This is a genomic window from Salinicoccus hispanicus (assembly GCF_009831115.1).
In the GTDB taxonomy this organism is placed as follows: Bacteria; Bacillota; Bacilli; order Staphylococcales; family Salinicoccaceae; genus Salinicoccus; species Salinicoccus hispanicus.
In genome coordinates, this window is sequence record NZ_WUUK01000001.1 from 857,537 (window position 1) to 878,547 (window position 21,011).

Annotated in this window: 22 protein-coding genes and 1 riboswitch; of the genes, 10 read left to right on the plus strand and 12 right to left on the minus strand. The window is 46.1% G+C overall.

Annotation, left to right across the window (positions count from 1 at the left end; translation table 11 throughout):
* The first annotated feature begins 129 nt into the window (after positions 1 to 129).
* Positions 130 to 1,083: a TIGR01212 family radical SAM protein gene (locus tag GQ671_RS04310; protein WP_160653185.1), complete on the plus strand. Its 954-nt coding sequence runs from the start codon at positions 130 to 132 to the stop codon at positions 1,081 to 1,083.
* Complete coding sequence (locus tag GQ671_RS04315) at positions 1,076 to 1,636, plus strand: class I SAM-dependent methyltransferase (protein ID WP_160653188.1); 561 nt, start codon at positions 1,076 to 1,078, stop codon at positions 1,634 to 1,636. Before GQ671_RS04310 ends, GQ671_RS04315 begins: the two co-directional genes overlap by 8 nt.
* Before the next feature lie 21 nt (positions 1,637 to 1,657).
* Here GQ671_RS04315 and GQ671_RS04320 read toward each other — a convergent pair whose 3' ends face one another.
* Positions 1,658 to 2,461, minus strand: coding sequence for an alpha/beta hydrolase (locus tag GQ671_RS04320; protein WP_160653191.1), 804 nt, complete (start codon positions 2,459 to 2,461; stop codon positions 1,658 to 1,660).
* Between the two features lie 81 nt (positions 2,462 to 2,542).
* Between GQ671_RS04320 and GQ671_RS04325 the strand changes: the two genes are divergently transcribed.
* Both GQ671_RS04325 and GQ671_RS04330 read left to right on the plus strand, forming a co-directional pair.
* Positions 2,543 to 3,043 (plus strand): gamma carbonic anhydrase, encoded by a 501-nt coding sequence (locus GQ671_RS04325; protein ID WP_160653193.1) that lies wholly within the window; start codon positions 2,543 to 2,545, stop codon positions 3,041 to 3,043.
* Positions 3,044 to 3,125: 82 nt separating this feature from the next.
* Positions 3,126 to 4,112 carry a proline dehydrogenase family protein gene (locus GQ671_RS04330; protein WP_160653196.1) on the plus strand — a complete coding sequence of 329 codons (987 nt, stop codon included), beginning with the start codon at positions 3,126 to 3,128 and terminating at the stop codon, positions 4,110 to 4,112.
* Between the two features lie 12 nt (positions 4,113 to 4,124).
* Here the strand turns inward: GQ671_RS04330 and GQ671_RS04335 are convergent, their stop codons facing one another.
* Positions 4,125 to 5,567, minus strand: a complete 1,443-nt coding sequence (locus GQ671_RS04335) for an FAD/NAD(P)-binding protein (RefSeq protein ID WP_160653199.1) — start codon at positions 5,565 to 5,567, stop codon at positions 4,125 to 4,127.
* 95 nt (positions 5,568 to 5,662) lie between these two features.
* Between GQ671_RS04335 and GQ671_RS04340 the strand changes: the two genes are divergently transcribed.
* Together GQ671_RS04340 and GQ671_RS04345 are read left to right on the plus strand one after the other, a co-directional pair.
* Positions 5,663 to 6,028, plus strand: a complete 366-nt coding sequence (locus GQ671_RS04340) for a fluoride efflux transporter FluC (RefSeq protein ID WP_160653202.1) — start codon at positions 5,663 to 5,665, stop codon at positions 6,026 to 6,028.
* The gene (locus GQ671_RS04345) at positions 6,025 to 6,390 is read left to right on the plus strand and encodes a fluoride efflux transporter FluC (RefSeq protein ID WP_160653205.1); all 366 of its coding nucleotides are present in this window, start codon (positions 6,025 to 6,027) and stop codon (positions 6,388 to 6,390) included. The genes GQ671_RS04340 and GQ671_RS04345 overlap by 4 nt, the downstream gene beginning before the upstream one ends.
* 41 nt (positions 6,391 to 6,431) lie before the next feature.
* Here GQ671_RS04345 and GQ671_RS04350 read toward each other — a convergent pair whose 3' ends face one another.
* Both GQ671_RS04350 and GQ671_RS04355 read right to left on the minus strand, forming a co-directional pair.
* A complete protein-coding gene (locus GQ671_RS04350; RefSeq protein WP_160653208.1) occupies positions 6,432 to 7,811 on the minus strand; it encodes an NAD-dependent succinate-semialdehyde dehydrogenase in 1,380 nt (459 codons plus the stop codon).
* A gap of 79 nt (positions 7,812 to 7,890) precedes the next feature.
* Complete coding sequence (locus GQ671_RS04355) at positions 7,891 to 8,799, minus strand: nuclease-related domain-containing protein (RefSeq protein WP_160653211.1); 909 nt, start codon at positions 8,797 to 8,799, stop codon at positions 7,891 to 7,893.
* A 319-nt stretch (positions 8,800 to 9,118) separates the two neighbouring features.
* Between GQ671_RS04355 and GQ671_RS04360 the strand changes: the two genes are divergently transcribed.
* A complete protein-coding gene (locus GQ671_RS04360; RefSeq protein WP_160653214.1) occupies positions 9,119 to 9,313 on the plus strand; it encodes a hypothetical protein in 195 nt (64 codons plus the stop codon).
* 56 nt (positions 9,314 to 9,369) lie between these two features.
* On the opposite strand, the gene metK is transcribed toward GQ671_RS04360, so the two are convergent.
* On the minus strand, positions 9,370 to 10,563 hold the full coding sequence (gene metK / locus GQ671_RS04365) for a methionine adenosyltransferase (RefSeq protein WP_160653217.1): 1,194 nt from the start codon (positions 10,561 to 10,563) through the stop codon (positions 9,370 to 9,372).
* Positions 10,564 to 10,653: 90 nt separating this feature from the next.
* A riboswitch (SAM riboswitch) is annotated at positions 10,654 to 10,759 on the minus strand.
* A 150-nt stretch (positions 10,760 to 10,909) separates the two neighbouring features.
* Between metK and pckA the strand changes: the two genes are divergently transcribed.
* Positions 10,910 to 12,490, plus strand: coding sequence for a phosphoenolpyruvate carboxykinase (ATP) (gene pckA / locus GQ671_RS04370; RefSeq protein ID WP_160653220.1), 1,581 nt, complete (start codon positions 10,910 to 10,912; stop codon positions 12,488 to 12,490).
* A gap of 49 nt (positions 12,491 to 12,539) precedes the next feature.
* On the opposite strand, the gene GQ671_RS04375 is transcribed toward pckA, so the two are convergent.
* Entirely contained in the window at positions 12,540 to 12,998 is a 459-nt protein-coding gene (locus tag GQ671_RS04375) for an NUDIX domain-containing protein (RefSeq protein ID WP_160653223.1), read from the minus strand.
* A 75-nt stretch (positions 12,999 to 13,073) separates the two neighbouring features.
* On the opposite strand from GQ671_RS04375, the gene yidD reads away from it, so the two are divergent.
* Complete coding sequence (gene yidD, locus GQ671_RS04380; protein WP_160653226.1) at positions 13,074 to 13,313, plus strand: membrane protein insertion efficiency factor YidD; 240 nt, start codon at positions 13,074 to 13,076, stop codon at positions 13,311 to 13,313.
* Positions 13,314 to 13,321: 8 nt separating this feature from the next.
* Here the strand turns inward: yidD and menE are convergent, their stop codons facing one another.
* Genes menE through GQ671_RS04405 form a run of 5 tightly spaced genes read right to left on the minus strand, consistent with a single transcriptional unit; the run spans position 13,322 to position 19,404 of the window.
* The gene (menE, locus tag GQ671_RS04385) at positions 13,322 to 14,719 is read right to left on the minus strand and encodes an o-succinylbenzoate--CoA ligase (protein WP_160653230.1); all 1,398 of its coding nucleotides are present in this window, start codon (positions 14,717 to 14,719) and stop codon (positions 13,322 to 13,324) included.
* Between the two features lie 50 nt (positions 14,720 to 14,769).
* Complete coding sequence (gene menB, locus GQ671_RS04390; RefSeq protein WP_160653233.1) at positions 14,770 to 15,588, minus strand: 1,4-dihydroxy-2-naphthoyl-CoA synthase; 819 nt, start codon at positions 15,586 to 15,588, stop codon at positions 14,770 to 14,772.
* Between the two features lie 3 nt (positions 15,589 to 15,591).
* The gene (menH, locus tag GQ671_RS04395) at positions 15,592 to 16,377 is read right to left on the minus strand and encodes a 2-succinyl-6-hydroxy-2,4-cyclohexadiene-1-carboxylate synthase (RefSeq protein WP_160653236.1); all 786 of its coding nucleotides are present in this window, start codon (positions 16,375 to 16,377) and stop codon (positions 15,592 to 15,594) included.
* Positions 16,367 to 18,043, minus strand: a complete 1,677-nt coding sequence (gene menD, locus GQ671_RS04400) for a 2-succinyl-5-enolpyruvyl-6-hydroxy-3-cyclohexene-1-carboxylic-acid synthase (protein ID WP_246153154.1) — start codon at positions 18,041 to 18,043, stop codon at positions 16,367 to 16,369. Before menD ends, menH begins: the two co-directional genes overlap by 11 nt.
* Positions 18,040 to 19,404 carry an isochorismate synthase gene (locus tag GQ671_RS04405; protein WP_160653239.1) on the minus strand — a complete coding sequence of 455 codons (1,365 nt, stop codon included), beginning with the start codon at positions 19,402 to 19,404 and terminating at the stop codon, positions 18,040 to 18,042. The genes menD and GQ671_RS04405 overlap by 4 nt, the downstream gene beginning before the upstream one ends.
* 119 nt (positions 19,405 to 19,523) lie before the next feature.
* Between GQ671_RS04405 and GQ671_RS04410 the strand changes: the two genes are divergently transcribed.
* Positions 19,524 to 20,441, plus strand: a complete 918-nt coding sequence (locus GQ671_RS04410) for a 1,4-dihydroxy-2-naphthoate polyprenyltransferase (RefSeq protein ID WP_160653240.1) — start codon at positions 19,524 to 19,526, stop codon at positions 20,439 to 20,441.
* A gap of 30 nt (positions 20,442 to 20,471) precedes the next feature.
* On the opposite strand, the gene GQ671_RS04415 is transcribed toward GQ671_RS04410, so the two are convergent.
* On the minus strand, positions 20,472 to 20,981 hold the full coding sequence (locus GQ671_RS04415) for a hypothetical protein (RefSeq protein WP_160653243.1): 510 nt from the start codon (positions 20,979 to 20,981) through the stop codon (positions 20,472 to 20,474).
* Between the last annotated feature and the right edge of the window lie 30 nt (positions 20,982 to 21,011).

Below are 21,011 nucleotides of genomic sequence, written 5' to 3' on the forward strand. Positions count from 1 at the left end.
TTCTCCTTCCATACTACAGCAAGTCGCACTCTTTATAAACTGCCCTCCCGTCGGCAGATCTTTCAATTAGTATACTGCCGGATTGTGAGGATATGGTACAATGCCAAATAGGAATAAGAGGTGACTATAATGACTGGTTTCGAATACAGTTTCAATGATAAGAGGTATCATACACTGAATTATCATCTTAAAAATACATTTGATGAAAAAATCTTCAAAGTGGCACTGGATGCCGGGTTCGACTGTCCGAACCGGGACGGCACCGTCGCCTATGGCGGCTGTACTTTCTGTTCCGTTGCCGGCAGCGGGGATTTCGCCGGCAGCCGCGTGGATCCGATTCCCGTCCAGTTTGAGAAGATCAGAGGACGCATGCAGCAGCAGAAATGGAAGAAAGGCAAGTATATCGCCTACTTCCAGTCGTTCACCAATACGCATGCACCTGTCCATGTTCTGCGTGAAAAGTTCGAAGCCGCCCTTGAAATAGAAGGCGTCGTCGGTCTTTCCATCGGTACCCGGCCCGACTGTCTGCCGGATGATGTCGTCGAATACCTTGTGGAGTTGAACGAACGTACCTATCTATGGGTCGAACTCGGTCTTCAGACCATCCATGACAGGACCAGCCGGCTGATCAACCGTGCCCATGATATGCAGTGCTACCATGACGGCGTGAACAAACTCAGACATCATGGCATCAACGTGTGCAGCCACATCATCAACGGCCTGCCCGAAGAGGACTACGATATGATGATGGAAACGGCACAGGCTGTTGCCGATATGGATGTGCAGGGCATCAAGATCCACCTTCTTCATCTGCTGAAGGGCACACCGATGGTCAAGCAGTACGAAAAAGGCAGGTTGTCGTTCCTGAGCCAGGAAGAGTATATAAAGCTTGTATGCGATCAGCTTGAGATACTGCCAAAAGAAATGGTCATCCACCGCATCACCGGCGATGGACCGATCGATCAGCTTATCGGTCCGATGTGGAGTACAGATAAATGGAATGTATTGAACAGCATCGATGACGAGCTAAAAAAGAGAGGCTCATATCAAGGATTCCATTACAAGGAGAAGGCCAATGCTTAGGCGTATACTGCCACAGGCCAAGCAGCTGGCTGAAGAAGTCATCCAGCTGGGTGACACTGTTGTCGATGCCACTTGCGGCAATGGCCATGATACGAAGTTTCTTTCCGAATGTACGGGAGAAACCGGCAAAGTATACAGTTTCGATGTCCAGGCTCAGGCACTCGATAATGCACGCGCGCTCTGTGAGAGCAAGAACAACATTGAATTCATACTGGATTCCCATGCGTTTGTCGACAGCTACATCAAAGATGCATCTGTAAAAGCAGCCATGTTCAACCTTGGCTATCTGCCTAAAGGCGATCATACGATTACAACAAGCCATGACTCCACGCTGCCTGCCATCGACAAGATTTTCAATCTGCTCGATGATGGTGGCAGAATCATAATCGTCGTCTACCATGGACACCCTGCTGGAAAAATAGAAAAAGATGCGCTGCTCGACGCCCTATCCAAGTGGCCCCAAAAAGAAGCACAGATACTCAAGTACCAGTTCATCAACCAGAAGAATGATGCCCCTTTCATCATCTGTATCGAAAAAAACAGGAACGCCTGAATGTCAGGCATTCCTGTTTTTCTATCCCATAAGACCGATTCTGAACAGTTGGGCATTCAGAAAACGCTCGAGGTGATAATAGGGTACATCAGTGTCATCCCTCTGAAAGATACTGTGCTCGATATTATCCAGCATATGCAGTGACAGTTCCTTTGTACGCATCTGTTTAATGTACTTTGCGGAGAGGAATGGTTCGATGATTTCATTTTCGCGGCTCAGCATTGCGAGCACAGGCACATCAGGAAAATCATCCATGAATTCCGTTGTCGTCTTCATCTGATTGATGACCGTCCGGTACCAGTGATAGCTCACTTTTCTTACAAGCAGCTCATCATTATCATACTGCTTCAGAAATCTCGCGTCCTCAGTGAACTGGCTGAAATGGATTCCCAGATCAAATCGTGTCGTATCGCTTGTTGTTCTGATGCTTGTGCGTATTGTATTTTTTCTGTTTATGAATGATTGCTTGAATGCCAGCGTGGGATTGAGCAGTATGATGCCATCGGCGCCTACCAGATTCTGGCGCAGCGCCTCTACAATGACAAGCCCTCCGAGTCCTTGCCCCAGCAGAAAGGTCGGCAGCCTGTAGGCACGCGCCGCCTCATGCCATTCGTGCACCCGATCCGTATACTGGGTGAAATCAGAAATATGCCCCTTGTTCATGCGTGTGGTCTGACCATGCCCCGGAAGGTCTCCGCTGACGACATGATATCCTGCATTTCTCAGCTGTGAGATCAGCTGTGTATAGTATTCGTGATGCTCGAGCATATCATGAACGACCACGATGACACCCTTCGGCTGTCTATCCGTTTCCCATTTCCACATTGCCATGCTCCTAACGTACTTTAATTCTTTTTTATATGATAGACTTATTATATCAATCTGATTGAAGAAAGGACATGAGAAATGATCATTGACTACAAGGGAACCAGTCCGAAAATTAATGAAAGCGCTTTTATAGCACCAAATGCAACCGTCATCGGTGATGTTGAACTTGGAGCTCATGCTTCGGTATGGTTCGGCACAGTGCTGAGAGGAGATATCGCACCAATCCGCATCGGCAGCCATACGAATATACAGGACCTCTCCATCCTACATGAAACGCCTGACATGCCGCTTGTCATAGGAGATCACGTGACGGTCGGCCATAAAGTCACGCTCCACAGCTGCACCATCAAAAAAGGGGCACTGATCGGCATGGATTCCACGATACTCGACGGTGCAGTCATCGGAGAGAATGCCTTCATCGGTGCCGGCAGCCTGGTTACACCGGGGACGGAAATCCCTGCCAATACCATGGCTTTCGGCAGACCTGCCAAAGTCGTCAGGGAACTGACAGAAGCAGACCTTGAAGATATGAAAAGAATAAATGCAACATATGTCGACCATATCCCACATTACAAATAACAAAATTTTTACACATTTGAGTTGTCAAAAAATTATGATCAGGAGTAGAATATAGATTGTACGAAGATCCAGGAGGTAGATTATGCCATTACTAAGAGATGTTTTCATCGCACTGTCAGAGAATGATGCACTGAATGATGCAAGTAAGAAAGTCGGCTTGAAGTTTGGAGCCAACAAGGTTGTTGGCGGTATTACGGTGGAGGAAACCATCGAAAGAATTAAAGATATCAATGCCCAGGGTATGAGCGTCAGTTTCGATAATCTTGGTGAATTCATCACTGAGAGGTCTGATGCGCTTGAAGAAAAAAAACTTATCCTGGAAATGATCCAGGCAATTGGAGATAACGATGTCGATGCCTCGGCATCCATCAAGCTGACTCAGATCGGGCTTCACATAGACTATGACTTCTGCCTGGAAAATGTCAGGGAAATTGTCCAGGCCGCAAAGGCACAGGGCATGTTTGTCAATATAGATATGGAAAACCAGGATTCCTACGATGACACCATCCGCATCGTCGATACATTGATCGAAGAATTTGATAATGTCGGGACAGTGCTCCAGTCCTACCTGTTCACTGCCAAGGATGATGTCTATAAATATAAGGACAACAGGATCCGTTTCGTCAAAGGGGCATACAAGGAATCCCCGCAGGTGGCACTGCAGGAGAAGCCGGATATCGACAAGGCGCTCGAACTGCTGATCAGGCTTCATCTGACCAATGGCAGCGGCTTTACATCCATCGCCACGCATGATCACAATATCATCGAGAAGATAATTGAATTCATCAAGGAAAATGATATTCCGAACGATCAGTTCGAGTTTCAGATGCTTTTCGGTTTCCGCAAAGAGCTGCAGAAGGAACTTGTAGAAAGAGGATATAACGTCTGTGTCTACATTCCCTTCGGCAGTGACTGGTACGCCTACTTCATGAGGAGGCTCGCAGAGCGTCCCCAGAACATCAATCTTGTTATCAAATCGATTACGAAAAGCCCAGCATTCACGACTGGGGCAGCTGCTGCAGGAACGATAGCTGCCGGATTCGCTTTATTGAAAGTATTTAAAAAATAAAAGGAAGCGCAACTAATGTTGCGCTTCCTTTTGCTTTCTCTCAGCATAGAACTGCTGCGCGATTTTCTTTGCATCACTATTGAGCAGATGAACAGATTGAGAGAGATAATTTGAACCATATGTCAGCGCACCAAGTACAAACATACCTTCAACTGTCCCCGTTTTTGCACTGATGACATGATTATTCTGGTCGACCAGAACACCTCCAAATTCATCAGGGGATGCGAGAAAATGCTCCAAGATTTTGCTGATGATACCACTATCGTTTTTCAGAACATCTCCAGAAGGCCCAGTAGCATTGATGAGTACATCCATAGCAAACCCTTTTCCATCCACTGTCGATATGTCGAAAAACTCTGATGTATCGATGCTGTCTATGCCTTCTATAATATGAAGCTTTCCTGAATTGGCCCACTCGATAATCTTTTCTGCTACAGGTATTGGCATCGGAGAATGATTTTCTTCGATAAAAGGATGGTATCTGTCCAGAAATCTACGTTTGTCTGAACGCGATAGATACTGGTAGATATCACTGAATATAGGATTCACTTTTGATATCACGTACTGCAGCTGGCCGACAGCTTCCGAATGTTCAAGATCATACGTCAAATCCTGTATCGTGTTTCCAGTTCGTCGATAGAACAGCCTCCAGTCAATGTTATGGCTCGCCAGTTCTTTCAGAAAGAGTGCTTTGACCTCTTTAAGGCTGATTTCATCATTGGATATCATTTTTTGCAGTGCATCTGAGGTAAAGTACCGCAACTCCAGTTCGCTGTGCGGCCCTCTTACCGATGGCATCTCCCCGCTTCTTGAAAACGCATGAACTTCTCGTGCATCCTTTTCAATTATCAGATAGCGTATGCAATCAATCGCAGAGAGTCCAGACCCGAGTATGCCTATTTTCATTCCTGCACATTGCGACAGTTTATCTTCTATAGGGTATGGATCGAAGATGTAGCTGCTACTGCCTTGCAACTGATAGGGATCATTATATCCAAGCTGTCCGACCGTCAGAAAGACATGTGTATATAAATGCCCTGTACCTTCTGAAAACAGTGTGAAGCATCTTTCTGATGCATCATATTGAAGATCATCAATCGTTGAATATTTCAGATTGATATTTTCATGTGCTGTACATAGTTCATGCAACCTGTCACGCAAATATCTGCCAAAAAGCGTTCTGCTCACATAAGTATCGGCAGTGTAACCATTTGATAAAAGCCAGCTTTCGAAATTGGGCTCAGTATTATCAAAAGACATATCATGCGTCGGTATGTTGAGCAGCAAGTGCATGCTATCTTCCTGATATGCATGACCGTTCCCCATCATTGTCTCTTCATCGTATACATCAATAGTGAAACTGTTATCATAATCGGCGCTATTAACAAGATGGTTTAAGATGGATATTCCAGAAAATCCCCCGCCAATAATGGCTATTCTTCGCTGTTGTTTCATTCTCATATTCTCTCCAGTTATAAGTGTATGATAACATTATAAAGGTATCGCTTAGAATTTGCATAAGACCAGATTATATTGTCGGAGGGAATAGTTTGAAAAAATATATCTGCATATCACTTGGAGCCATGGTGGGTGCCTCTCTCCGGTTTGCCATCTCCATGGCAGCTGCTTCTCTCATGATCCCTTTTTTCATCGGAACGTTCGCTGTGAATATGGTGGGTGCTTTTGCTGCTGGCACACTGTTCGCCATGCTCCATGGACAGAAGGGGCATGTACGGGATTTTCTCATCACCGGTCTGCTTGGCAGTTTTACCACCTTTTCACTATTGACCTATGAGCAGTACGTGCTGCTGTCCAACGGAGAATATTTTACTTTCATCTTATATGGTGCATTGAACATGTTCGGTGGACTATGCTTTGTACTGATGGGATGGAAGGCAGGTGGATCCAGAATATGATGAACATCATACTCATATCTTTCGGTGCAGCAATCGGCGCATCGCTGAGAGGATTCATCACTTCACTGAAGATTTTCGATCGTTTCAGTCTGCCCTATGCGGTATTTGCAGTGAATGTTACAGGGGCCCTGCTCATGGGAGTTGCCATGCCACTGGTCGTACAAAGCGGTCTGCTCTATTTCATGATCATTTTCGGTTTTCTTGGCGGCTTTACAACATACTCGGCATTCTCCATCGAACAGCTTCAGCTATTCCAACAGCGCGAATTCAAGAAACTGATCAAGTACACCTTCATGATGATTTTCTTCTGTCTCGTTTCACTTGCGCTCGGACTGCTGATCGGCGTATCCATAGCGACATGACAAAAGGGCCGCAACTGAAGTTGCGGCCCTTTTGTTCGATACTATATTCTCATTGAGGTGATCTTTGTTTCCAGATAAGGCTCGATTCCTTCCGGTCCGCCTTCACGGCCCATGCCGCTTTCTTTCAGGCCTCCGAATGGAATATGTGCTGCACTTGGCTTGCCATTGTTCCAGCCGAGTACACCGAAGTTGAGTCCTTCCTGCAATCTGATGCCGTCACGATAGCTTTCAGTAAAGAAGTAGGCTGCGAGACCATATTCCGTATCATTCGCCTTTTCTATCGCATCATCAATGTCCGTAAATGTCTGGATCGGTGCGACAGGGCCGAATGTCTCTTCATTCATGATGATCATGTCATCAGTAGCACCTGTAATGACAGTCGGTTCGATGAAGTACCCGGAATCCTTGTTGCCGTCGCCCCCTGCTATGATACGGCCACCTTTATCCTTCGCATCATTGATATGCTTGAGAACCTTATCGTAGCCTTCTTCGTTGATCATCGGTCCGACTTTGACATCTTCATCCATGCCATTGCCGACTTTCAATGTCTTCACCTGTTCTGAGAACTTCTCACTGAATGCTTCCGCAATGTCTTCGTGTACGTAGAACCGGTTGGCACAGACGCATGTCTGACCGGAATTTCTGAACTTGGCTGCAATGGCATGTTCCACTGCAACATCAAGGTCTGCATCCTTATGGACGACCAGTGGTGCATGGCCGCCGAGCTCCATCGTAATATTCTTTACAGTCGAAGCCGCACCTTCCATCAATGTCTTGCCGACGGCAGTCGATCCGGTGAATGTCAGTTTCATGACTTTTTCAGATTTGGAGAACACTTCTCCTGCTTCTTTCCCTGAAGCCGTAACATACTGGATGACACCTTCTTCAAATCCTGCTTCAAGTGCAAGGTCCAGAAACTTGATCGCTGATAATGGTGTTTCACTTGCCGGTTTGACCAGGAAAGTACAGCCCGCAGCAACTGCTGGCGCTGCCTTTCTTGCCATCATGGCCACAGGGAAGTTCCACGGTGTTATGGCCGCCACTACGCCGATCGGCTGCTTTGTTACAACGAGACGGACATCATCTTCGTGCTGGGGTATTGTACGTCCATATACTCTTTTGCCTTCCTCGGCATAGTAGTCGATATAGCTGCATGCATACTCCACTTCTCCCGCAGCTTCCTTGAGCGGCTTACCATTTTCCTTTGTAATCAGCTCTGCAATTTCATCCTTGTTCTCGCGGATGAGCGCTGCCCATCTGACCATCAGTGCACTGCGGTCATGTGCATTCTTCTTTTTGTAATGCTTGAACATTTCATGTGCCTTGTCGATCTTATTTTCGATATCCTCTTTACTATCTTTACTGATCCTGTCGACCTCTTCGCCGGTTGCCGGATTGAGTACTACAATTTCTTCAGACATCATGACGCCTCCTTTGAATAGATAAAAAGCCCTATAAAAAAATTATAGGACTTTTTCAGATTCAAAACAAAGAATAAGATTATGGATTCAGTTGGAAGATCGCTTCTGCAATTTCATCCAGATCTTTGACAGTATACTGGAAGCGGCCATGGAAAACATACTTCATGAAGAAGTTTTCGAGCTCCTCTTCCCCGACCAGCACTTTTATGGATGGGTCTGTAGAATAGTTGGAGATCGAATAGTTGCCATTATCCTGTGGGTTGAAATAGATCATCGGGACAACATCATACTGCAGTTTGAAGATATTCTTCAGTTTCTCAGCAGAGACTTTGGTTTCTTCAATCGTATCGTTATAGTAGTTCACTGAAACATTCTTGTCATCCGATTTCTCAAAAATCAGGGTCTGTTCCTGGGACTTGTCCAATTCAAGAAGATCGAAGAAGGACTCGATATAAGGCAGCGCCTCGAAGTTACTTTCGTTCACTCCATGAAGGATGTGCCCTTTCCAGTACTTGGAATCGATCAGGTAGATGCCAGTACGCGTGAGTACCAGATGATCAATCTTCCGTGTATTTGTATAGTTTCTAGATGGCAGATAGACGTTGGACAGAATGTACATGTCCGTCTCCCGTATCTTCTCATTTCGGACGAGACGGTCCTTAAGCTGGATCAGGGACAGGTCCGTAAGATACTCTCCTTTGTCCACCGTAAACTGACGGAGACTGGAGAGCTTATTGTTCAGCAAGGTAGTCTCGTTATGATATTTCTCATTCAGCGTGGATACTTCTTTTTTATGTTCCAGGCGCTGCGCTTCATTATCCGACTCATACTTTTCAACAAGATTGTCTTTTTCTTTTGTATAGTCCTTCTGAATCGCATTCACCTTATTCCTATGCTTCAGGTAATAGACCAGGAAAGCAATGGCGATGATAAGCAGCAGTGCAGCCAGTGCAATAAAAATCGGGTCTGTAAAGATTTCCGTATTCATGGCTTCATTTCAAATCCTTCCATATTAGAATAGCTGTTTTTGTTTCAAGCTTTGTTCATTATATCAAAATAATATACATTTACGGTCAAAAATAAATATTTTGATGGAAATATGATTCACCTTTTCCACTATTATATGAAAGCGATTTTTGGTATCACTTTCATTAATGCGAATTTTTTTGGATTTTTATAGATTTATTAGTTTCTCCATGTTTTATTATTACACGCATGGGTAATAAGTTATTAACTTGCTAGATAGAGAGAGAGAAATAGTGAGTGCCAGTAATTGACCTATAGTTAAAAAACTAGGAGGAATAATCATGGAACTTAAAAAGTATCTAATGGCAGGCGGTTTCGCTTCAGTTCTCGTACTCGGTGCATGTGGTGGAGGCGACTCCGGCGATGAAGAGACAATGGAAGAAGAAACGATGGAAGAGGAAACAACTGAAGAAATGACGATGGAAGAAGAGACGATGGAAGAAGAGACGATGGAAGAAGAGACATCTGAAGAATAAAGGAATAATTGCGTTCAAATATAAAGGCCCGGACAAATGTCCGGGCCTTTTTTATATCACTTCACCTTAAGACTCGATAGTGCTTCTTTCAATTGAGATACCTTATCCAGTCTCTCCCATGGGAAATCATGGTCTTCCCTGCCGAAGTGGCCGTAACTTGCCGTGTTCTTGTAGATCGGACGACGCAGGTCGAGCATCTCTATGATGCCATCCGGAGAAAGGTTGAATATTTTCCGGATGACGTTGACGATATCGGATTCTCCATAGTCGGAAGTTCCGAAAGTGTCCACGGAAATGGACACGGGCTCACTTACCCCGATAGCGTATGCCAGCTGAATTTCACATTTTGACGCAATACCGGCAGCAACAATATTTTTAGCAATATATCTTGCTGCATATGCTGCAGAACGGTCGACCTTGGTCGGATCCTTACCGCTGAATGCCCCGCCACCATGGCGTGCGTATCCACCATACGTATCCACAATGATCTTTCTGCCGGTGAGTCCTGCATCACCCTGCGGCCCGCCGATGACGAATCGACCCGTCGGGTTGATGATATAGCGCGTATCCTCATCAAGAAGTTCTGCCGGAACCACTTCCTGGATGACATGGGTGATCAGGTCCTCCTGTATCGTCTTTGTTTCAATCTCCTCATGGTGCTGTGATGAAATGACGATGGTGTCCACTCTTTTGACTGCATTGTTCTCATCATATTCCACAGTGACCTGTGTCTTCCCGTCCGGTCTCAAATATTCGATGGTACCGTCTTTTCTGACCTGCGTCAGGCGTCTGGATAATTTATGGGCCAATGATATCGGCAAAGGCATCAGTTCCTCGGTTTCATCGCATGCAAAGCCGAACATCAGCCCCTGGTCGCCGGCACCTGTGGAAATGGCATCCGTCTCCCTCGTCTCAACAGCATTATCGACACCTTGTGCAATATCGGAAGACTGCTCATCTATACCGGTCAATACAGACATCGTTTTGTAATCATAGCCGTATTTGGCACGAATGTATCCGATCTCCTTGACAGTCTCCCTGACTATTTTCGGGATGTCGACGTAAGTATTCGTACTTATTTCTCCGACAATCATTGCCATGCCGGTATTGACGACTGTTTCGCAGGCAACTCTGGCATTCTGATCCCCTTTTAGTATTTCATCCAGAATTGCATCGGATATCTGATCTGCAATCTTATCCGGATGTCCCTCCGTCACGGATTCGGAAGTGAAAAGTCTACGTTCTGCCATTGAATATTTCTCCTTTATGATTATTAGCTATCTCCCGTTACCAAAAAATAGAGCCTTTTCTCAATAATACGAGAAAAGGCTCCGCTCTTCCCCTTATCGATCAGAATAACTTCTGCATCCTTTAGCACCTTTCTTTATAGAAAAGAGGTTGCTGGGCTTCGTCGGGTATGTTCCCTCCACCGGCTCTTGATAAGAGATAACTTAACCTATAATATACTAGATGATCGCTCCCAAATCAAGGTAATAATATTTTGTAAATATTATGTTACGTCATTTATCAATGTGTTATACTAATTCGTGAAAGTATCATCGACTTTGAAAAATACATAAATTGGGGGCAATAATCATGACAAACCATTCAGAAAGTATACAGAATCTGGTGGCCAGGGAAACTTCGCATTTCCAGCTTTCCACATCCCAGCTTGTTGAGAAATCCTTGAAAAGAAAAGAAGGTAAACTTACAGAAACAGGTGCTTTGCGTGCTGAAACTGGCAAGTATACTGGTCGCAGCCCCAAGGACCGCTTCATCGTCAAAGATTCGATTTCCGAGAACAAAGTGGACTGGGGAGACGTCAACCAGCCGATTTCACAGGAAATTTTCGATAACTTGTTCGACAAGGTCATCGATCATCTCGGATCCAAGGAAGAAATCTTTGTTTTCAATGGCTACGCAGGTGCGGATGAAAAAACACGCCTCGACCTCAGTGTCATAAACGAGTTCAGCTGGCACAACATGTTTGCACGTACAATGTTCATCCGACCTGAAACCACTGAAGAAGCACTTGATATCGAGCCGCAGTTCACCATCGTATCTGCTCCGACTTTCAAAGCGGATCCCTCAACAGATGGTACAGGATCAGAAGCTTTCATCATCGTATCATTTGAAAAAGGCATCATTCTGATCGGGGGAACTGAATATGCTGGTGAAATGAAGAAATCCATCTTCTCCATCATGAACTACCTGCTGCCTGAGCAAGGCGTGATGAGCATGCACTGCTCTGCCAATGTCGGGGAGAACAAGGATGTCGCCCTGTTCTTTGGTCTTTCCGGTACAGGCAAGACGACACTCTCGGCCGATTCCCAGAGGGAACTCATCGGTGATGATGAGCACGGCTGGAATGAAGATGGCGTCTTCAATATCGAAGGCGGATGCTATGCGAAAACAATCAATCTTTCTCCTGAAAAAGAACCTGAAATCTTCAAGGCCATCAAATTCGGCTCTGTACTTGAAAATGTCGTTCTGGATGAAACAGGAGTACCGGACTATGATGATGGTACACTGACAGAGAATACACGTGCAGCCTATCCGATCGACCATATAGATAATGCTCGTGTTCCATCGGTAGCCGGACAACCGACAACGATCATCTTCCTGACTGCAGATGCGTTCGGTGTACTCCCACCGATTTCCAAGCTGACTAAAGAGCAGGCCATGTACCACTTCCTGAGTGGCTTCACATCAAAACTCGCCGGCACAGAACGCGGTGTAACATCACCACAGCCCGTATTCTCAACATGCTTCGGTTCACCTTTCCTGCCACTGCATGCAACGACCTATGCAAACATGCTTGGTGATCTGATTGATGAACATGGCGTGGATGTATACCTGGTCAACACCGGTTGGAGCGGTGGTGAGTATGGTGTCGGCAAGCGAATGGATCTTAAATATACACGCTCCATGGTAAGAAGAGCCATCAGTGGAGAACTTTCCCTCAACGCATTCGAAGAGGATTCCACGTTCGGATTGAGCATCCCAGCTTTCGTCACGGGTGTACCAAAAGAAATCCTGAACCCCCGCAATACATGGGTTTCAGAAGAAGCATACGATGAGAAAGCCTATAAGCTGAAACAATCCTTCATAGAAAACTTCAAGAAGTTCGGATCTGAATCTGAGAGCATCGCTGAAGCTGGTGGCTTCAGACTATAGAAGAATATAAAATGAATGCGCCGGATATCCAACAAGGTATCCGGCGCATTCATTTGAAAAACGCATCATTTCTGCTCATCTGATACAGGTAGTCTATGCAAGCATCATCCAATAGAAAGCTCCTTTGGTCTTCCGGAATCTCCTCTAACGTATTAAAGGTGACCGGTCCATGCGTTTCACTGTATTCGCATATGAAGAATAAATCCTTCACTTCGGCAAAAAAGACACCTTTGACAAATGGCTTTGCATCATGCACAGTATACGCGCCGATATATGCTACTTCCGCAAGGCTGGCCCCCGTCTCCTCGAATACTTCCCTGCGTAGTGCTTCTTCGGCGCTTTCCCCTGCTTCGATCTTCCCACCCGGGAATTCTATGCCGCGCAATCTATGATCGGTCAAAAGATACTTTCCATCCATCCTGCAGATGCCAAGTACGTGATCGAGCGGGCCATCGGAACCAAGTTCGAGCGTGACCGTCCTATTTTTATGGTCTTTGAATTCGAGCATCGTATCATCTCCAAATTTGCTTAAATCCAGTGTACCCTATATCATGGTAGTATTAAATGCTGGAGCGGTGATTATATGAAAACAATGCTTCTATGGATGATGCGCTTCTATCAGAAAGCAATTTCCCCCATGTTTCCGCCGAGCTGCCGGTTCTACCCGACATGCTCCAACTACGGTATGGAAGCTGTACAGGAACATGGCGCATTCAAGGGAAGCTACCTTGCGATCAAGCGTATTCTGAAATGCCATCCTTTCCATCCTGGCGGGTTCGATCCAGTGCCTCTCAATTCTGATAACTATAAAAAGAAGCCGTGATCAATGGATCACTGCTTCTTTTTTGCATCATAGACTTTCTGATTCTGTACTCTTGAGACTTTACCGGTGGAAGTCATAATGATGTGTGCCATCCTATGGATTTCTTTAGGCAGTTTATATCTTGCAAGCCGCCCATCCAGATGATTCATGATCTCATCATCTCCAATTTCCATTCCGGCCTTCTCTTCCACAAGCAGGATAGGCACTTCACCCCACTTCGCGTCCTTCCTTTTGACAACCGCCGCATTCGCAACTTCCGGAATCGTAATGACTACATCTTCGATCTCTTTCGGGTAGACATTCTCTCCCCCACTGATGATCAGATCCTTGCGCCGGTCGAGTATGTAGAGATAGCCATTCTCATCGATATACCCCATATCACCGGTTCTGAAGTAGCCATCGGACATTTCAATCTCTGCATTCAGATAACCTTGTGTCACCGGTGCACCGCGTACGAGTAGCTCTCCATCATTGCTCTCATCAATCCGAAGCTCGATGTTGCCGAGCGGCTGTCCTACCGTACCCTCAAGAATATTTGGATCATCATGTGCAATGGATACAACCTGGGAGCATGTTTCAGTCATTCCGAATGAATTGTATACCGGCAGCCCTGCATCGAGCGCACGACTTAGAACTTCCCTGGTTACACCGGCACCACCAAGCAGTACACCTTCAAGCTCATGAGCCGGCAGAGGCTGATCCAGCAGCCGACCCAGCATGACCGGCACCATACTTGTATGCGTCACCTTATATTCGGTTATTGTATCCCATACTGCATTTTCCTCAAACTTCTCCACCAGTACCATCGTACATCCTCTGATCACCGATCTTAAAAGTACTGAAAAACCGGAAATATGATAGACGGGGTTTACGTTCATCCATATGCTTTCCTCCGAATAGCCGAAACGTTCCTCACACCCCAGGGCAGAGGCATGATGGTTTCTGAACGTCTGAGGCACAGCTTTCGCCCTGCCGGTTGTCCCTGATGTAAACATGATTGATAGTACACTATCCCCTGAGAGAGATGACTGCTGATCGGGCACAGCAATTTTGTTCCAAAGATCTTTGATCCCGTGAACATCGTATCCTTCCAATTCAAGCGGTTCTGTAGCCACCACAGTATCTACGCCGATATCATCAAGCTGCTGGCCGATTTCACGGGCTGTCAGTCGTGTATTGATCAGCACGACCTCAATATTGGCCAGTATGGCTGCATGGATGATATGAACCGCATCCATGGTATTTCCGATGAAAAGGCCGATGCGTCTTCTATTCAAGGATGCCATGTGGCCTTTTAGGTCCAAGGATTTACTATATAGTTGTGAAAAAGTCACCGTTTCTCCGTCAAAAATGACAGCCGGCTTGTCCGGCAGATGCTGTGCCTGGACTTGCAACCAATTATACATAGTCTACGCCACCTTTAAAAAAGCCCATCTTCCGATGGGCTGATAAATGCTTATGGGAATCTCGGGAACTGGCCGAAATCAGGCTTCCTTTTTTCCTTGAATGCCTCTCTGCCCTCTTTTGCTTCGTCTGTCGTGTAATAGAGCAGCGTTGCGTCTCCCGCCATCTGCTGAAGACCTGCCAGGCCATCCGTATCGGCATTCATGCCTGCTTTCAACAGACGCAGCGCAGTCGGAGAGTGTTCCATCATCTCTTCACACCATTTGACTGTTTCATCTTCAAGCTCTTCAAGTGGAACAACAGTGTTCACGAGACCCATATCCAGCGCTTCCTCGGCATTGTACTGTCTGCACAAGTACCAGATTTCACGCGCCTTCTTATGTCCGACAATGCGTGCCAGATAGCCTGCACCGTAGCCTGCATCAAAAGAGCCGACTTTAGGACCGGTCTGACCGAACCTTGCATTGTCTGCAGCAATCGTCAGGTCGCATACAACGTGAAGCACATGCCCACCACCGATGGCATAGCCGGACACCATCGCTACAACAGGTTTTGGAATGACCCGGATCAGTCTTTGCAGATCAAGTACATTCAGGCGTGGAATATTGTCCTCGCCTACGTAGCCGCCATGGCCACGCACTTTCTGGTCTCCACCGGAACAGAAGGCCATATCACCTTCACCTGCCAGAACGATGACCGCGACATTCTGATCATCTCTTGCTCTCATGAATGCATCTATCATCTCAGTAACGGTCTGCGGCGTAAATGCATTGCGCACTTCCGGACGATTGATCGTCACCTTGGCGATCCCATTATGGAATTCATATTTAATTTCTTTATATTCTTTAAGCGTCTGCCATTCTCTTGACATACTTCATCCTCCTAATAAGAAATCTATCATTATTGTACCAAACTTTTCTGGAGATTCCATATGGACGTTATGCCCGGCACCTTCAATAATTTCAAATCGTGCATCCGGCAGCATTTCAGCCATTCTGGAATTTATAGAGATGAACTTTGAATCGTTTTCTCCCGCTATAAGCAGCACGGGCATCTTGATGGTGTGCAGCCTGTCCCAGTAAGCAGTCTGCACACCAGTACCATACTTCAGCAGGCTATCCGCCACTTCTTTCGGCACTTGAGCAAGGCGGTTGGCGCGCTGCCCGGCACGCATTGATCCGGGCAACCGCTTCTGACTGCCAAAAAGTGGCATCTGTTCCCACTCATCAATAAAAGATCTGTAATCGGCGTTTATACGGTCTGCCCTTTTCCTATCGAGCAGCAGTCGACTCTCCCTGTCCGAGGGAGAGTCGATTCCCGGGGAACTGCTCTCGAGTATGGCACGTCCGACCGACTCGGGATGATTGATGATAAAGGACAACGCAGCCCTGCCGCCCATGGAGTATCCCAGAATATCCACTTTACGGAGGCCGAGTTCGGTAAGGATGGACTGTATACCGTGTGCAATCGTATCCATCGTATAATCGAGACCAGTACTCCGGGTGCCGCCGAATCCGGGGAGATCAAGCCTAAGAATATTGAAATATGGTACAGCAGTATCAGAAATCTGCGCCATGCTCTCCATGTCTGAAATAAAGCCATGGAGCAGCAGAATGGTCCGTTCCTTCTCATTATTGCTGAAATGATAATTAAATTTCAACGGATTTCACCACATCTTCAATCTGCCTGCGCAATTTTTGATGAGAATTGACGTTAACAGCTCTATCCGTTTTTATTTCGATAATATTTCTGCCACCCTGATTCATCAGTACATCAGTCACATCCTGAACCATATCCGTACTTGCATAATTGAAGCCGTATAGGTCGGCGACATGCTTGAAGTCGAGATCGAGCGGTGTACCGAAGAGTCGTTCAAAGTAATCCTTATTCTCACTCTGGGGCAGGAAACTGAATATGCCTCCGCCATTGTTGTTGAAGACAATGATATTGATATCTATATCTTCGAGCTTGGACATGATCAGTCCGTTCATATCATGATAGAGCGCAATATCTCCGATGATCAGGGTGAGTGGCGTCTTTTTCGCCATGCCAAGGGCGGTCGAGACCACACCATCAATCCCGTTTGCACCCCTGTTCGCATATATTTTCTGCGTATTATCAAGATCATACCGCTCGCCGTCTCTGATCGGCATGCTGTTGGATAGGAACAGTGCCCGTTCCGGATTGGTATGTCTGATGATTTCATACATGAAGCGTCCTTCGTCTTCATAGTCCGTGACATATCTCTCAATACGGCTGCTGATGCGTTGGTCGAGCTCGGTCAGCCAGGACTTCGGCCCTCTACCATTCATTGTGAAGTGAGTATTCCTGAGCAGTGCACTGACCGGTCCGACATAGGCAGCCTGTGGTGTCGTAGGGAAGGGTTTCAACTGCTGGTATTCACTGAGCAGATACTGGGGAATGCTTGTTTTCGCCAGGAACTGGTTGGTCACTTTTGAAGTGAGCGGTTCTCCGATCCTTATGATGAAGTCGACTTCCGTTTCAAGACGCTTCAGCTGGCCGCTATTCAGGTTGCTGAAGATCAGGTCATGATGTGTAATCACATTCGGAAGCATACGCCTGATATGCTGGCGCGGGTCGGCAATCACTGTAAGGTTTTCCCTATCAAGAATTGAAGACACACTTTCCAGATCATCAGCCGTTTCACCGATGAATACCAGTCCATGACCTTCAAAGCGGAGATCCGATGTCAGCGTCGCACTGTATTCAGACAAAGCCTTCGGTGTTCTGTGGAAGAAATCCGTGCGGGTCATATCGGGCATGAGCGGCTCCCTTATCGGTATATTGATATGGACCGGCCCACGATCCACGCCCCTGAAATACTGTGCGCACTGCAGAATTTTCGCTTCGAGCATATCCGAATGTGACGGGTGGGCATCTGCAATCGGCAGTTCCGTATAGTACCTTACATAATTATTGTACATGTTCTGCTGATTGATCGCCTGCGGCGCACCTACATTCCTCAGTTCATGAGGGCGGTCCGCAGTCAACGCTACAAGCGGAACATGACTGAGGTCGGCTTCTGCCATTGCCGGCAGGTAATTTGCTGCTGCAGTGCCTGAAGTACAGATCAGACCAATCGGTGAACGATCATCTTTAGAAAGTCCCAGCGCAAAGAAAGCTGCACTCCGCTCATCCGGATGAATATACGTCCGGATATCGGGATGCAGTTCCGCTGCCAGGGCAATTGGCGTTGAACGTGACCCCGGACTGATGACAACCTCCTGCATGCCATGGGACTGCAGAAGGTCTATTAGTGTAAACACCTGATATGTCAATGTTTCCTGATGATCGAACGGCATCATCTTGATCCAACCCCCAGTACATTCAGCATCGGTGTGAATTTGACGCGTGTTTCCTCAAATTCCTTCTCACTCGAGGACCCTTTGACAACACCGCATCCTGCAAACAAAGTTGCACTGTTTGCATGAAGCAGCATGGATCTTATGGCGACGACAAACTCACTTTCATTATCTTCATGAATAATTCCAATGGGTGCAGCGTAAAGTCCTCTTGTTCCGTGTTCTTCCTGCATGATGTACTCCCTTGCACGGTCTTTCGGCATGCCACCGACTGCCGGTGTCGGATGAATGGCATCAAGGAGTTCGAATATGCTTGTCTCTCCGGTCAACTCTGCGCTGATTGGTGTATGGAGATGATATATATACTTGTTCTCCAGTACACTCGGTTCGGGTGCAAACTCCACCCAGTCGGTATAGGGTTCAAGGTCATCCACGATGGATTCCCTGACAAGCTCGTGTTCATAGCGGTTTTTTTCATCTTTCAGAAGGAAAGCTTTCTGATTCTCATCTTTTGCTGCTTCACCAGTACGTTCCGAGGAACCTGCAATCGCATTGGTTCTTAAAGTGTTGTCCTGGATATCAAACAGCTTCTCGGGTGATTTGGAAATGAACAGAGACTTCCCTTTTTCATAGTAGATTGTATAGGTGTCAGCTTCATCATTCAGCCTTTTCAGCAGGAAAAGGGGATCCACCTGGGATTTGAAGGTCAGAAGACGCTGTCTGGCAAGCACCACTTTCCTGAAGTCCCTATCATCCAATATATCCACAGCCTGATCTACGAGAGCCTTCCATTCTTCAGGAAAGATGTCTTTTTCCATGTTGATCTGCGGCGCTTCGAACGTACGCGTCGTAATTGCTGAAATATTTTCGAGCTCTCTGGATACTTCTGTAAGAACGGAAGTGATGTCTACAGTTTCAAGCGGAACTGAATAGAAGAGCTCCTTATTGGCGAGGTCGAACTGCCACTTCGGAAAATGGAAATCAACCATCGCGAAATCATTCCACTCATCTGATGTATCCTTGCTGTCAAAGCGTGTACCTCCGAACAGGCTGAGTGAGGACTGCATGTCCGCTTCAAGCGGTACTTGCTGGATCTTCTCATATAATGAAGATTTCTGGACGGAGAGTGCCTTTGCAGAGTACTTGTCCCTTCTGATGCTTTCCAGATATTCTATACCGATTGTATTGTATCGGTCATCTTTCGAACGGAACCAGTACCTCGCACCCTGAGATTCATGAAAATATGAGAAAATCTTCTGTTCATCCAGATCATATCCATGAGTAGGCAGCTGCAGACTGAGATACGTGCTTTCAGAATCCAGCCTGACATCATCCAGAATATTTTGATATGCTTCCAAGTTCATTAATACACACTTCTTTCTGCATAATTAATGCTATTTTATCATTTATTCATTTAGCTGTGTATGATATATGATCAAATGTGCTAAAATTGTTTCATCATTAATTGAAAAGGAAGATGGACATGCAAGGAACAGATATACATACCGGTATCAGAAAATATATCAGTCTGACCAGACCCCATACACTGACGGCAGGCTTCATACCGGTGCTGGTCGGAACAGCCAGCGTACTTTTGTTTTCATCAATCAGATGGGATATGTTTTTCGCAATGCTCATTGCAACATTGCTCATCCAATCTGCAACCAATATGTTCAACGAATATTTCGATTATAAAAAAGGGCTCGACAGTGCTGAATCGGTAGGCATCGCAGGTGCAATCGTCAGAAACGGCATGTCGCCGAAAGCCGTGATGAGCATTGCAGTAACCTTTTATATACTCGCTGGGCTGATCGGCATCTATATTACCTTGGGCAGTTCCTTTTGGGTGATTGTTGTCGGTGCGATATCAATGGCAGTCGGCTACCTCTATACAGGCGGTCCCTATCCGATATCATGGACTCCTTTTGGGGAGATTTTTGCAGGATTCTTCATGGGTACGGTCATTATAATGATCACATTTTTCATCCATACGGGCGCACTCCACTACTTCCCCCTGATGATGTCCGTTCCGGTCGCCATCACTATCGGCCTGCTCAATATGGCGAATAATATCAGGGACAGGAAAAAGGATAAGGAAAGTGGAAGGAAGACGTTCGTCATACTCGTTGGAAAACCGATCGCAGTCATGACTACAACTGTACTGTTGGCATTCGCCTATGGTTTCATCGGGTGGATCGCCCTATTCAAACCTTACGGATCCATATTCCTGCTGCTTGTATTCTTATCCCTTCCCATCTTCATAAAGACGGTTAAATTGATGTGGAGAGGCAGTACCCCTCAGGAGCTGATACCGGCAATGGCTTCGATGGGCAAGCTCAATACCATTTTCGGCATACTGCTGACAATCGGACTCATACTCAATGGACTTACGGGCATATAAATACCTTGGCGATATTTCGCCAAGGTATTTTTAGATCATCTTGTTCTGCACTACATTTGAATGAAAGTCACGGAAGCACTGGAAATGGTTCGGGTTCAGATTGCGAAAGGTGCGGTTGCGTATCGCTCCTCTTTCATTCAGGACTTTCAGAAATAGAATGCCTGTCTCGAAGTCGGAGATGCTTGTAGTCTCCTGATCAAAATCCAGTTCCTTGATGTCCTTCAGATGGAACTGGGTAGTCTGCCAGTCTGCTTCATCACTGAACCCTTTTATGATGGATGTATGTACACCGATAATTTCTTCATCCAGCAGAAAATACATTCCTGTCCGTGTCAGGTTGATCTTGCAGCAGCCGATGCAATGCACTTCTTTGAAACGATAGGTTTCGAGATCTATACTGTTTTCCAGATGATGTTTGGCGTCGCTCAGGAACTTCAATTCTTTGCCTTCAAGTTCATACTCGATCGTCAGTATTTCTTCAATACTCTTCGGCAATTCCATGGCATCCAGATACTCATTTACTTCATGATAGGCTATCATATGCATTCTCCGTACTATATCGATATTTTT